The 12,647-nt window shown below is 69.4% G+C and carries 10 protein-coding genes and 1 pseudogene; 5 read left to right on the forward strand and 6 right to left on the reverse strand.

Annotation, left to right across the window (positions count from 1 at the left end):
- From StrepF001_RS40915 to StrepF001_RS49065, 3 genes and pseudogenes are all read left to right on the forward strand, one after another.
- Positions 1–1,608 carry an FAD-binding oxidoreductase gene (locus tag StrepF001_RS40915; RefSeq protein WP_129803154.1) on the forward strand — a complete coding sequence of 536 codons (1,608 nt, stop codon included), beginning with the start codon at positions 1–3 and terminating at the stop codon, positions 1,606–1,608.
- Positions 1,609–1,665: 57 nt separating this feature from the next.
- Positions 1,666–2,544 carry a YegS/Rv2252/BmrU family lipid kinase gene (locus StrepF001_RS40920; RefSeq protein ID WP_129803155.1) on the forward strand — a complete coding sequence of 293 codons (879 nt, stop codon included), beginning with the start codon at positions 1,666–1,668 and terminating at the stop codon, positions 2,542–2,544.
- Positions 2,545–2,802: 258 nt separating this feature from the next.
- Positions 2,803–2,907, forward strand: a pseudogene (locus StrepF001_RS49065) (SpoIIE family protein phosphatase); the annotation flags it as partial.
- A 97-nt stretch (positions 2,908–3,004) separates the two neighbouring features.
- On the opposite strand, the gene StrepF001_RS40930 reads toward StrepF001_RS49065, so the two are convergent.
- The 6 genes from StrepF001_RS40930 to StrepF001_RS40955 all read right to left on the reverse strand — a co-directional run bounded on the left by StrepF001_RS40930 (position 3,005) and on the right by StrepF001_RS40955 (position 9,406).
- Positions 3,005–3,769, reverse strand: a complete 765-nt coding sequence (locus StrepF001_RS40930; protein WP_129803156.1) for a heparin lyase I family protein — start codon at positions 3,767–3,769, stop codon at positions 3,005–3,007.
- 48 nt (positions 3,770–3,817) lie between these two features.
- Complete coding sequence (locus StrepF001_RS40935) at positions 3,818–6,610, reverse strand: discoidin domain-containing protein (protein WP_165396539.1); 2,793 nt, start codon at positions 6,608–6,610, stop codon at positions 3,818–3,820.
- A gap of 81 nt (positions 6,611–6,691) precedes the next feature.
- On the reverse strand, positions 6,692–8,011 hold the full coding sequence (locus StrepF001_RS40940; protein ID WP_240797933.1) for a Gfo/Idh/MocA family oxidoreductase: 1,320 nt from the start codon (positions 8,009–8,011) through the stop codon (positions 6,692–6,694).
- Between the two features lie 5 nt (positions 8,012–8,016).
- Complete coding sequence (locus StrepF001_RS40945) at positions 8,017–8,817, reverse strand: carbohydrate ABC transporter permease (RefSeq protein WP_129803175.1); 801 nt, start codon at positions 8,815–8,817, stop codon at positions 8,017–8,019.
- 14 nt (positions 8,818–8,831) lie between these two features.
- On the reverse strand, positions 8,832–9,008 hold the full coding sequence (locus tag StrepF001_RS40950) for a sugar ABC transporter permease (RefSeq protein ID WP_129803158.1): 177 nt from the start codon (positions 9,006–9,008) through the stop codon (positions 8,832–8,834).
- An 11-nt stretch (positions 9,009–9,019) separates the two neighbouring features.
- Positions 9,020–9,406, reverse strand: a complete 387-nt coding sequence (locus StrepF001_RS40955; RefSeq protein ID WP_240797934.1) for a helicase associated domain-containing protein — start codon at positions 9,404–9,406, stop codon at positions 9,020–9,022.
- A 348-nt stretch (positions 9,407–9,754) separates the two neighbouring features.
- On the opposite strand from StrepF001_RS40955, the gene StrepF001_RS40960 reads away from it, so the two are divergent.
- Both StrepF001_RS40960 and StrepF001_RS40965 read left to right on the forward strand, forming a co-directional pair.
- Positions 9,755–11,023, forward strand: a complete 1,269-nt coding sequence (locus StrepF001_RS40960) for a protein kinase (RefSeq protein WP_129803160.1) — start codon at positions 9,755–9,757, stop codon at positions 11,021–11,023.
- Positions 11,024–11,319: 296 nt separating this feature from the next.
- Positions 11,320–11,796, forward strand: coding sequence for a DUF4265 domain-containing protein (locus tag StrepF001_RS40965; RefSeq protein ID WP_346657013.1), 477 nt, complete (start codon positions 11,320–11,322; stop codon positions 11,794–11,796).
- Positions 11,797–12,647: the final 851 nt, after the last annotated feature.

Consider the following 12,647-nt stretch of genomic DNA (forward strand, 5'->3'; position numbering starts at 1 on the left):
ATGGACATGCTGTGGAGCGGCTGGGGTGACCCGGCCAGGGCGACGCCGCTGCCCGACTCGGTGATCGCACTGCTGCGTGACCTGCTCGGGGTCAAACCGCGCAGCGCCGAGCCGATCGTCCTGGAAGAAATCCTGCAAGCGATCACGGTGCCCGAGCCGCCCCTCGACCCGGCTGCGCGCCAGGACCTGCTCGCCGCCGTAGGCGGTGAAGAGCATCTGCGCACCGACGCCGAGTCCCGTCTCCGGCACACCCGCGGCAAGTCCACCCCGGACCTGCTGCGCATCCGCGAGGGCGACGTGGGCGACCTGCCCGCGGCCGTGGTTCTGCCGGCGAGCCACGACGAGGTCCTGGCGGTGCTGAGGGCATGCGCCGCACATGGCCTGGCCCTGGTCCCGTTCGGCGGTGGCACCTCCGTCGTCGGTGGGCTGACCCCCGAGCGGTGGTGCCCCTTCGTCGCACTGGACCTGCGCCGCATGGACACTCTGCTCGACCTCGATCCGGTCTCCCGCACGGCCACCCTGCAACCCGGTCTGCGCGCTCCGCACGCCGAGACCCTCCTGGCCGCGCACGGCTTCACGCTCGGCCACTTCCCGCAGTCCTACGAGTGGGCGACAGTAGGCGGATTCGCCGCCGCCCGCTCCAGCGGTCAGGCCTCCGCCGGTTACGGCCGCTTCGACGACATGGTCCTCGGCCTCACCCTCGCCACACCCTCCGGCACGATCGAGGTGGGTCGCGCCCCGCGCTCGGCAGCCGGACCGGACCTGCGCCAGCTGATCCTCGGCTCCGAGGGAGCGTTCGGCGTCATCACCTCGGTGACGGTCCGGATCCGTCCCGTCCCCCACACCCGCATCTACGAAGGATGGCGCTTCGACTCCTTCGAGGCGGGCGCCGCCGCCCTGCGGAGCCTCGCCCAGGACGGGCCGCGGCCGACCGTACTGCGCCTGTCGGACGAGACCGAGACGCTCATCGGCCTCGCCCAGCCCGACGCCATCGGCACCTCCGGCCTGCCGCAGAACGCCGGTTGCCTGGCGATCACCGGCTACGAGGGCACCGAGGAGGACACCGCGCACCGCAGGGAACGGGCCGCGGCCGTGCTGCGCGACGCCGGCGGTACCTGCCTGGGCCGGGAACCGGGCGAGCGCTGGGCCCGCGGCCGCTACTCGGCCCCCTACCTGCGCGACGCACTCCTCGACGCCGGGGCGTTCGCCGAGACACTCGAGACCGCCGCCTTCTGGTCCCGCCTCCCCGGGCTGTACGCCGCCGTCCGCGACACGCTCACCGGCACTCTCACCGAGTTGGGCACGCCGCCGCTGGTCATGTGCCACATCTCCCACGTCTACGAAAACGGCGCTTCCCTGTACTTCACCGTTGTGTCCGCGCAGGGCGACGCCCCGGTGGCGCACTGGGCAGCCGCAAAACGCGCCGTCAACGAGGCGATTCTGACGGCCGGCGGCACCATCAGCCACCACCACGGCGTGGGCACGGACCACCGCGACTGGTACGTCCGGGAGGCCGGTCCGCTCGGCATCGGCGCTCTCCAGGCCGTCAAACGACGGCTGGACCCCACCGGTCTGCTCAATCCGGGCGTCCTGCTGCCCGCCGACTGACCCCCCGGCCCTTCTCCGACCCCGTCCCCGATCCCACAGGCGCCTGGAGGCACATCGATGCGACAGTTCACCGCCATCGTCAACCCCACCGCGGGCGGTTCCGCCGGGGTCGCGGTGCTGCTCCGCGTGGCCCGCCTGCTGAGGCAGGCCGGGGCCGAGCTGGAGACCGAGTACAGCCGCAGCCTGGCTCACGCCCGGGATCTCGCCCGTCAGGCCGGCCAGCGGCACCGGGTCGTCCTGGCCGTCGGCGGCGACGGAATCGCCGGCGGCATCGGCGGCGCCCTCAGCGGCACCGACACGCTCCTCGGCCTGATCCCGGCGGGCCGAGGCAACGACTTCGCCCGCGCGCTCGGCGTGGCCACTGATCCGGAGGCACTCGCCCGGGTGCTGCTCGACGGCGATCCCCGCTTCGTCGACACCATCGAAGTGGAGTCCGCCCACGGCCGCAGCGTCGTCCTCGGCAGCGTGTACGCGGGTGTCGACGCCCTCGCCAACCGCCACGCCAACCGCTCAGCACTGTTCAAGGGTGCCGCCTCCTACTACGCAGGCGGGCTGCGGGCCGTCGCCACCTGGCGCCCGGCCGCCTACCGGGTCACCGTCGACGGCGAGCAACTCGCGCACCGTGGCTACACCGTCGTCGCCGCCAACTCCGCCTACTACGGCTCCGGCCGGATCATCGCCCCCGGCGCCCGCATCGACGACGGACTTCTTGAAGTGGTGATGATCCGTGAGGCACCGCGCCGGCTCTTCTTCACCCTGATGCAGGAGCTCAGGTCCGGGACCCACGTTCACCGGCCGGAAGTGCAGATCGTCCAGGGAAGAGAGATCCGCATCGAGGCCGACCGCGAGGTGCCGTGGGGCGCCGACGGCGAGGTCGACGCCGTCCTTCCCGTCACGGCTCGGGTGCTGCCCGGGGCCCTCGCCGTGCTCTGCTAGCACTCCGGTCGAAGTTCGCTGTTCCCACTGGTGAGGCCCAGGTTGTGAACGTATTCGGCTGATGTGCCGTCAGGAGCCCGGGAACGGGGCCGACGGTCTGGCCGCGCGCCGGGACGACGCTGCTCCGGGCGCGGCGCGCCCGCGCCGTCGACGGGGAGATGAGCGTGCGCCTTGACCGTGCGGTCGGCGAAGTGCCGACGGCGCTCCGGCGGTGCGGTCCGGAGTGCACCATCCTGGTCGTCTTCTCCGGCGACAACGGACGTGATCCCGCTGTCCGGCGCCCGCGTCGCCCTCGTCGTGGGCGATGTCGTCGGCCGCGGCCTGCATGCATCTGCCGGCATCGGCCGCCTGCGGTCGGCGGTTCGCGTGGCTCCACCGGACCCGTCCGTCTCACCGGCCCCGCCCCCGGAATCCTCGCGATTCCGGGGGCTCCTGCTTGCTCAGGCGAGCGTGCCACCGGCTAAGGGATCGCCTCCTGCCACGTCGTGGCGATGCGCGGGTGGTACAGGTCGTGGGTCTGGGTGCCGTTGACGCTGGAGCGGCGGTAGATGCCCCAGTGGACGTTGTTCTCCTCGCCGTCCCATGTCTGGCCGTAGTGGACGGTGGTGCCGTTGGCGAGAGTCTGCCAGGCGCCGTTGTACCAGACCTGGACGTAGCCGACGGTGCGGTCCTCCGAGTAGCGGATCTTGAGCATCATGGAGAACCACTGGCCCTGCCGGAGCGGGGTGGACCAGACCGTGCGGCCGACCTGGGTGCCGTTGATGTCCTCGTCGTTGCGGAGCGTGAGGTTGCCGCCGCCGACGCCCAGGGTGAGCGGATGGTTGGCCACGTTGGTGCCGTGGCTCTTGAGCTGGAGGATGTAGTTCCAGGTGTTGGTGGTGGGGGCGGTGACCCTGGACTTCCAGCCGATGTAGACGGTCATGCCGTCGGTGAGGCTGCGACGGGCGACGGCCATCTCGCAGCGTTCGCTGTTGCCGTCGGTGACCTCGTTGACCGTGAAGCGCGGGACGTTGCCGTACGTCGCGTCGCTGTGCCAGTTGATCGCGCCATTGGGGCAGGTACCGATGCCGGGCAAGGTGTTGCCGCCCTGCCAGATCACGGTGGCGTGACTGGTCGGAGCGACTCCCGTGACCAGGGTGAACGCGGTGGCGACCAGGCCGGTGCCGGCGTACCAGCGGCGCCGACGGGGCGCCGTCGAGCGGGACCTGTCTTTGCGCACTGCCATAAGGACTCCCAGGACGGGGGACGAGGGACTGTGCTCAGGAGCGCTGTGTCACCTCCTTCCGTGGTTCGAGGCGGTGATGCGGTACGTCGTCCCGGCCGTGGTCGGGAACGAGACCTTGTCGCCGTCGGCCTGGTACCGCACGGTCCTGCCGCGCTCGTCGACCACTCTGACGCGCTGCTCACCCCAGGGGCTGACCAGCGTGAACCGATCGCCCTTGTCGCTGGTGACGTCGATGTGCCGGACCATGCCGGACTTCTGCTCGGCGGAGAGCAGGAAGGCGCCCTTCGCACGCAGCCGCACGAACTTTGCGTCGCGCTCGGCCGGCCAGGAGGGGAAGACCCGGGTCGTGCCCTGATACGTCTGCAGCATCATCGAGTTGATTGTTTCGATCGCCCCGGACGTCTCCTGCGCGCCGCCGAACTGACGCACCGTGTGGTTGGGCCGCCACAGGTTCCCGATCACCGTCCGGAACTTGGCGATCAGGTCCTCGGGGTCCCAGCCGACCCGCGCCGCGATGGTGAAGGTCTTCGGGAAGCCGTTCCCGGACGAGCCGCGCGAGCCCGGCCGGAACGGATCGACCCACTCCAGGGTGTTGCGGGCGAGCCGCAGCAGCTCCGGGTCGCCGCCGATCGCGAGGTTGTCGCTGGGGTGGACGACACCCTCCAGGTTGATCGGCTGGTCGTTCTTGTTGAGCAGGTCATTGCCCTTGATGGGGTTGTTGATCTCGGAGGCGAGCAGGATGACGTCCAGACCGTCGCGCACCCCCGTCGGATACGGCGTCAGATTGTCCAGGACCTCCTGCCACCTGGGCCGCATCTCCGCGTCCACACCGAGAGTTTTGCTGCCGTCGATCAGGGCGGTCAGGACCCGGCGCAGATAGCCCAGGTCGTAGACGGAGTTGACGTCGTCACCGCCCTCGTTGACCGCGCTGTGCCGGATGACGTACTTGCCGGTCGCGGCGTCCTTCTCGATGAAGTCCAGCCAGAACGCGCCGAGTTCCTTCAGGAGCGGGTACGTCGTCTCACGGAAGAACTCGATGTCACCCGTGTACTCGTAGTCCATGAGGAAGGGCAGCACCGCGAAGGTGGCGTTGGTCTGCTGGTCGCTCGGCAGCTTCTGGTAGTTCTTGACCGGGGCGATCGGGTCCTCGGCGGGGGCGGGCCGGGTGGTGTTGAACGGTGAGATGGAGCGCTGGAAGGAGAGCCCCCGGTAACCGGCGGCGCGGGTGCGGTTGCGCTGCCAGGGGACCTCGGCCTCGATCACGCGGTAGTACGGCTGGGCCAGTTCGGGCCGGTTGGCAGAGTAGACGCCGTAGTACTGCGACTCGGTGTTGTAGTTGAGGAAGTAGCGGTTGCCGAGGTTCGCGCTCTCCGCGGTGCGCCAGGGTGAGTAGGTGCCGCCGGGCAGGAAGCCGGCGTGGTTGGCGGCGGCTACCGCGTACAGGCCGCCGTAGTAGAACTTGTTGAGGGTCTTGTCGCCGGTGTCCAGGTACGACTTCAGCCAGAACGTCCTCCACCGGTCCAGGTGGTTGCGGTGCGCACGCTCGATGCCGGCCCGGTCGACGGTGGCGGCGCGCTCCACGGCCCGGTCGGTGACGGTTTGCAGCGCGGTCGTGTTGCTGTACGTGCCGTTGCCGTGCACGGAGGTGACCAGGCGGACCGTGCGGCCGGGCGTCAGGTCGAAGGCGAGGCGAGCGGTGTTCGCTGTCGGGGTGCCGGCGGTGACCTGTCCCTCGGCGCCGAGCACCTTGGTGGAGGCGGCGGCCTTGGAGACCCAGCCGGTTGCGGTGTCGGTGCCGGTGGCGCGGTTCACCCAGACCTGGCCGTCGCCTGAGGTTCCGGCGGTCCCGTTCGGGGCGCTGAGGTCGATCCGGATCGGGACGACTCCGGCGTCCTCGTCCGTACGCACCTCGGTGACCAGCAGATTCTCGCCGTCCGCGAGCCAGCTGCGGGTGTGCAGGACCTTGCCGCCGACCGTCTGCGTGCCGCGCACCTCGGCCTTGGCGATGTCCTGGAACTGCCGGTACGCCGGGTCGTCCCCGGAGCCGGCCAGTACGTCGGTGCTGCCGTGGAAGAGCTGGAGGTCGCGGAGATACGCCTTCTGGTTCGGGTCGGCCGGGTCGCGTACCGCGCCGGCGATTCTCAGGCGGACGTAGCGGGCGGTGAAGGCCGGGACCGTGCGGTCGGTCAGTTCGGCGGTGTTCCCGGTGACCGTGTCGATGTCCGACCAGTCGGTGCCGTTGTCGCTCTTCTGGAGGGTGAAGCCACGGGTGTTGAGTTTCTGGTAGTTGTCGGCGCGGCCCTGGTGGCCATTGTGCCGGACCACCCAGCGGTCCACGGTGCGGGCGGTGCCGAGGTCGACGGTGACCCACTGCGGGTCGTCGGCGCTTGCGTTGGACTTGGACACCCAGCGGGTCTCCGGATTGCCGTCGATGACGCAGGACGCGGTGCACTCAAGCGTGTCCTTGGCGGTGGCACTCGCCTTCGCGTCGGTGGGGCTGCTGATGCTGATCCGGCCGAACTGGCCCTGCCCGTTGGAGGCGTGCCAGAAGTCCGACTTGGCAACGTAGTACGTCTGGGCGTGATCCCGGGCGTCGGAGGTGACCGCGAGATCTCCGTTGCCGAGCAGCAGGCCGGCGGTGTAGCCGGTGGACTCCACGGTGTTGAGGGCCGGGGGAGCGGTGTAGGCGTCGTCGGCCTGGGCAAGCAAAGAACTCAGCTCGGCCCAGTTCTGTCCCCGGCTCGGTGCGTGCCGGTCGACTGCCGAGGCGGGCGTGGCCGTGAGGGCCACCGTGACCAGGGTGAACGCGAGCCCGGCGCGGGCCCGGCGGTTGACTTTCATGGGCGTACGTCCTCCAGACATGGGTGATCATGGGCATGACATGCGCCGTGCGGCAGCCTGAGCCGCCGCCGCACCGGCGCCTCAGAGCGTGACGACGGTCCCGGTCAGCCGGGCCCGTTCGGCGGCGAACACCACCCGATGCCCCTCCACGCTGTCCTCGACCCGGGAGCGGATCAGCTCCGGCCGCCCCTGGTGCAGGGCGTCGACGAAGCAGCGGATCAGGTTCTCGTCGCCGCCCGCGTGCCCCTCGGCGGCCGAGGAGCCGTCGAGGGAGGTGTCGACGGTGGTGGTGCGTTCGGTGCGGAAGTCGTACAGATGCAAGTGACGGCCGTCACCGGTGAGTTGGCCACGGGTGCCGAAGAACTTCGTGTGCCGGTTCTCCAGCGGGGTGAATGCGGTCATGGTGAACGAGGCAGTGACGCCGCCCTCGTACTCCAGGCTCACCACCTGGTGGTCGGCGACGTCGTTGTCGCACGCGTAGACGCACCGCCCGTACGGTCCCTCGGCCAGCGCGCGGGTCACCGCCTCTTCCGTGAGGTCGCCTGCGGTCATGACGCGGGTGAAGTACTGCTTGGTGCCGCCCTCACGGAGTCCGTCGCGGTACAGGGTGGTCGCCGAATAGGGGCAGAGGTTCTGCAATGGGCAGTCCAGACAGCGGTCGGTGGCCTCGGCGGGCCGGTTCTCTGGGCGGAAGTGGGCGAGCCCGCCGAAGGAAGAGGTGCGCAGCACACGGCGGCCGATGACATGGCCGAGCCAGTCGATGTCGTGGCAGGACTTGGTCAGCAGGGAGAAGGCGGTTTCGTCGGTGCGGCGCCAGTTGCCGCGGACGAAGGAGTGCGCGAAGTGGTAGGCACCGACCGGTTCCAGATGCTCGACGCTCACGATGTCGCCGATCTGAGGCAGGAGCGCGCGGAGTTGCTCGGTGTAGCGGGTGTACCGCATCACGTGGCAGACCGCGATCACCGCTCCGGTGCGGGCGGCGACCTCGCCGATGGCGGTGGACTCGGCCTCCGTCGGCGCGATCGGCTTCTCCAGGAGGATGTCGTAGCCCTGCTCGGCGAAGGTCCGCGCGGGCGCCAGATGATCCGCGTCCAGCGTGGCCACGATCACCGCGTCCGCGAGCCGGCCGTGGGCGGCCAGCTCCCGCCAGTCCGTGAAGACACGGTCGGCGGGGATGGAGTGCCGGGCCGCGAAGCGGGCGCGGACCGTGGGCCGGGCGTCGGCGACGGCGGCGATCTCGGCCTTCTCCGGCCACTGCGCGGCGAGTCCGGCGTACGCGGCGCCGCGGGCACCGGCGCCGACGACGGCGATCCGTACCGGGCGGTCCAGCGGGGTGCCGGGGTGGCTGTGCAGATTGGCGTGCGGCGAGGCTGTGCCGCGGCTGTCCATGGCGGTGGTCATCCGAGTCATCCCTTGACGGCTCCCCCGGTGAGGCCCTTCACGAAGTGCTTCTGCAGTGCGAGATAGAAGACGAGGACCGGCAGTGTGGCCATGAACATCAGGCCGAACATGGAGCCGAAGTCCCGCTGGAACTGCCCGAGCGAGCGGTAGACGCCCACGGTCACCGTGGTGCCGCCGGCCGGGCCGAGAATGATCAGAGGGTTGAGGAAGTCGTTCCAGATCCACACCCCGAGGAAGATCAGCACGCTCGCGGTGGCCGGCCGCAGCAGCGGGAACACCACACGCCAGAAGGTGCCGAACCGGCCCGAGCCGTCCATCGCCGCGGCCTCCTCCAGTTCGACGGGGATGGTGCGCACGAAGGCGGAGAAGACGAAGACCCCGAACGGCACGTAGTAGCCGACGTTGAAGAGCACCAGGCCGCCGATCGTGCCCATGAGCCCGGCGAGGCCGAGCACCTCGGTCACCGGAACCAGGATCACCTGCGGCGGGATCATCAGCCCCGCGAGCAGGACGAGAAGCGCGATCCTGCCGAAGCGGCCCGTCGACCGGGCCACGTAGTGCCCGAGCATCGCCGAGGCGACGGTGAGCACGACGATGGACAGCAGCGTCACGGTGACGCTGTTGAGCAGGCCGTTCCAGAAGAGCCGGTCGGGACGGGTGAGCGCGGCCGTGAGGTTGTCCAGCGTCGGTGGCAGCGGGAGCGAGGCCGGCGAGGCGGTGATGTCCGGGCCCGGCTTGAAGACGTTGGTCAGGACCAGGTAGAGCGGGAGGAAGAAGGCGGCGGTGACGGTCAGCGTCACCAGCATCTGCAGGCTCCGTCTCACAGGTCGACCTCCCTGCGCTTGAGGATCCGCAGTGCCAGCGACGACACCACGGCGACGATCGTCAGCATCAGCACCGCCATCGCCGACGAAAGGCCGGTGCGGTTCTCGGTGAATGATGACGGCACCGCGCAGGTGCAGCCCGGCCTCGACGATGCCGCCTCGTGCGACGTCACGCGCTGGACGGCTACCAGCGCATGCGGAGGGCATCGAGATCGGCGCGTCGTTGCGGGCTGAGTCTCGCCGCGCGGCGGCTGTTGTCCAGAAACGACCCGAGCCTGATCGGCTCCCCCTCCACGGTCTCCACGTGTTTGCGCGGCACGGTCAGATGCCCTTCGCGGTCGTGGAACTGGCGGGCTGCCGCCACGTTCCGTTCCCACGCCGCGCTCTGCGAGCGGCGAGCCGGCTGCGCGTCCTCATCTGCGAGCTCTGCTCCGAGAGTCTCCAGCAGGTACTGCCGCGCAGGAACGAGCTTGTCCCACCTGACCCGCTGCCCTGCAATCCACCCGCCCAGGTCCTCGCCCTGCACGATCACCTCGCCCGTCCCGGCGGGCAGGACGCCGCCGGCCTTCACGTGGGCGAGTGCGAGCCGGTAGGCACGCTGCCGGCTGACTGTAGGATCCGCGATTCCGTGAGCACTGTTGGCAGATCATGAGCACTGTCCGAGCAAATCCGGGCGATCACGAGCATTGGTGACGTTCAGTGGTTGTAGTGGCAGATGGCAGCCGTCGCGGTAAGCCTCTGTCATGCGGTACTGCAGCGCGGCGGTTTGGCGGCCGAGCTACGTGATTCCGCGAAGCGCCCCCGTCTGGACGAGGTCGTCAATATCGTGCCGGACGAGGCAGCTGGATCGCGCTGCTTCACAGCCAGGACTGTTGCTGGAAGCATCCCGGACAACTCGTCATATCAACGGGGGAACAACATGGTGAGACCTCTGCTGCCCGCTGATCCACGCGAGGCCGGGCCGTACCGTCTGCTGGCTCGCCTGGGCGGCGGGGGGATGGGACAGGTGTTCCTGGGATGCTCCCGTGGCGGCCGGACGGTCGCGGTGAAGCTGGTGCGACCGGAGCTCGCCCAAGAGGCGCTGTTCCGCCGGCGGTTCGCCCAGGAGGTCGAGGCAGCCCGGCGCGTCGGCGGCTTCTACACCGCGCAGGTGGTGGATGCGGACACCGAAGCTGACCCGCCGTGGCTGGTCACGTCCTACATCCCCGGCCCGACTCTGCAGGAAGCAGTCGTCCGGTGCGGCCCGCTGCCCGCTGACATGGTCGCTTGGCTCGGGGCGGGCCTCGCCGAGGGGCTTGCCGCGATCCACGCATGCGATGTGGTGCACCGCGACCTCAAGCCCGGAAACGTGATCCTCGCCGATGACGGACCTCGCGTCATCGACTTCGGTATCGCTCGCGCGCTGGACGCCACCTCCCACCTCACCCACACGGGCGTGATCGGCACCCCGGCCTTCATGTCCCCCGAGCAGCTCCGGGGCCGAGAGGCCACTGCGGCCAGCGATGTGTTCTGCCTCGCGGCCGTGCTGGCATACGCCGCTACCGGGCGCGGCCCCTTCGGTGACGGCCCGGCCGAGGCCGTCGTCTATCGTGTTGTCCACGGCGAGCCCGACCTCTCCGGCTTTCCCCCGGACCTTACCCCGCTGGTCGAGGCGGGCCTGGCCAAGGAGCCGGACGACCGGCCCGGCGTTTCCGAAATCCTGGAACACTGTGCCGCGCGCATCGGCACCAGCGCGCTGAGGCTTCCGACGGACGTCACCGCGATGATCGTCCAGCAGGTGGCGGAGACCAAGGCCCTGACCATCGAAGCCGCCCCCCGACCACCCACGCCCGGCAAGGAGCGTGCGCCGGACACCGGGCGACCGCAACCCCTCCGGTCGGTCCAGGCACACGCGCTGAGGGCTGAACCGGATTACGGCACACCCATGGCCCTGCCGGCACTCCCGGGTGAGTCAGCCGACGTCAGGAAGGCGACCGTGATCTGCTGGCACAAACAGGTGGGAGAGAAGGTCACCGTGGGCGAGCCTCTACTTGAGGTCTCCTCGGCTCTGGGCAACACCGTGATCACCTCACCTGCCAGTGGCGTCCTGCGGGCCGTGAACTTCCCCGCGGGCGCGTCCGCTCGCATCGGCTCCAGGATCGCAGTTGTCGGTGCCCCCAGGGCACGTCCCGTCGGTCAGCACCGGTGAATCTCCACATACCGAACACGCCATCAACGACACCGGCTCGAATGTCTTCCACGGCATGCCGAACATCTGGCGCGCCGCGCTTCTCGCCTTTCACACGGTCGGAGCCCTGGCCTTGCCACCCTCCCTGATACTCAAGCTGTAGATCATGGTCTTGCTGACGGGTGTCCGGTGACGGCGAACCTTGAGCACATGCCATCGGAGGCTGGTCTACTGGTTCTCTTGTGACAGTGAAGGTTGATCGCCCAGCTCAGGCCCCGATGCGACGTGCCTTTGGCGGGTGGCGCATGATGCCCGTCATGGAGAGCACGGTCGAGAAGATCAAGATCTGGTTCCGGTTTGTTCCTCGCGAGGGGTGGTTCCCGCAGGACACCGAGGGTCTATGGGCTACGAGGCTCAGCGCTGACACGGCTCGCGTGCAGAACGTCCCCTTTCTTCAGGACGGGGTGGCTGAGGGTGACGTTGTGCGGTTCCAGACCGACTCGGAAGGGCTCCACTGGGCCGTGGGGCGGGTCAGCGCCTCCGGCAACTGCACGATTCGCGTTGTGCCTGTTCGCTCCGGCCCGCTGGGGCACAGCCCTCAGGCAGTTCATCAGCATCTTTCGAGGTTCGGGCTCGGTGGCGAGGCCTTCAGTGAAGACTTCCCGATGGTGGCCTTCACCGCACCGGCCGGTGGCGACTTCCACGGGATCAAGGCGCTCCTGGCCCAAGGACAAGAGGATGGGTGGTGGCACTACGAAGTCGGCTGCGCCACCGATGAGTGGTGGAATGCCTGATCTTCGCGCGCTCCGAGAAGGCCATTCTTCGGGGCAGCCAACCTTCGATGGGCACGCGCTTGATACTCCAGCCGGACTTCTGGATTTTCCCTGTTCAACGGCCTGGCAGCGGGGAGTGTAGCGGGTGTGTGGCGGTCGCGGGACGGTCTTGCCGGGGCCGTCCCGCGAACGTGTGCCCGCCCCGCATGTAATGACAGCGCCGGGCTCGTGCTTGGTGGCGGCGCCTCCAGCGGGACCAGCTCACTGTGTGGTCGCCGGATGCAGGATGGCGGCGGGGCTCAACTGCCGGCAGACGACGGATTTCAGCTGGTGTGAGGTCCACGAGGTCGGGCGTGTCCACCGCGTCACCGTCGTCGGGGTCCAGGAGGGTCTGGGCGGAGTCCACCGCGAGATCGGTCTCGGACACCCAGTGCACCGGGCGGGCCGGTCGGTGTCGGCGTCGGTGAGGTGTTTCTCGGCCGCGGCGAGGGCGCGCAGCACAGTGCGTCGTTCACTTCGGTCGCCTCGTGCGGCGAGGGTGCGGGCGAGGCGCGGTTGGAGCAGACTGCGGGTGGCAGGGTATTGGGCGCGGGTATGGGTGTGGTTGATGATGCGGGCCGCGGTGGTGTGGTCTTCGCGCCGGGCGCTCTGGTGGGCGAGGTTGTGGTGGGGGTGGAGCTGACCGCTGACCGATGTCAGTACCTGAGGAAGTCAAGCGTGTTTCCAGAAGTCCTGCGCGTAACTGTCGGGGATCCAGGGGCTGGTCCAGGCGTTGTCGAGGAGCATCATCGGGTCGGCTTCTGAGGCTTCTGACCGCCGCGGCCCTCGGGATCAGTCCCCTGGTTCCCAGCCGGCTGTCGGCGGAACCTTTG

Source organism: Streptomyces sp. F001, assembly GCF_004187715.1.
GTDB classification, from domain to species: domain Bacteria; phylum Actinomycetota; class Actinomycetes; order Streptomycetales; family Streptomycetaceae; genus Streptomyces; species Streptomyces flavusporus.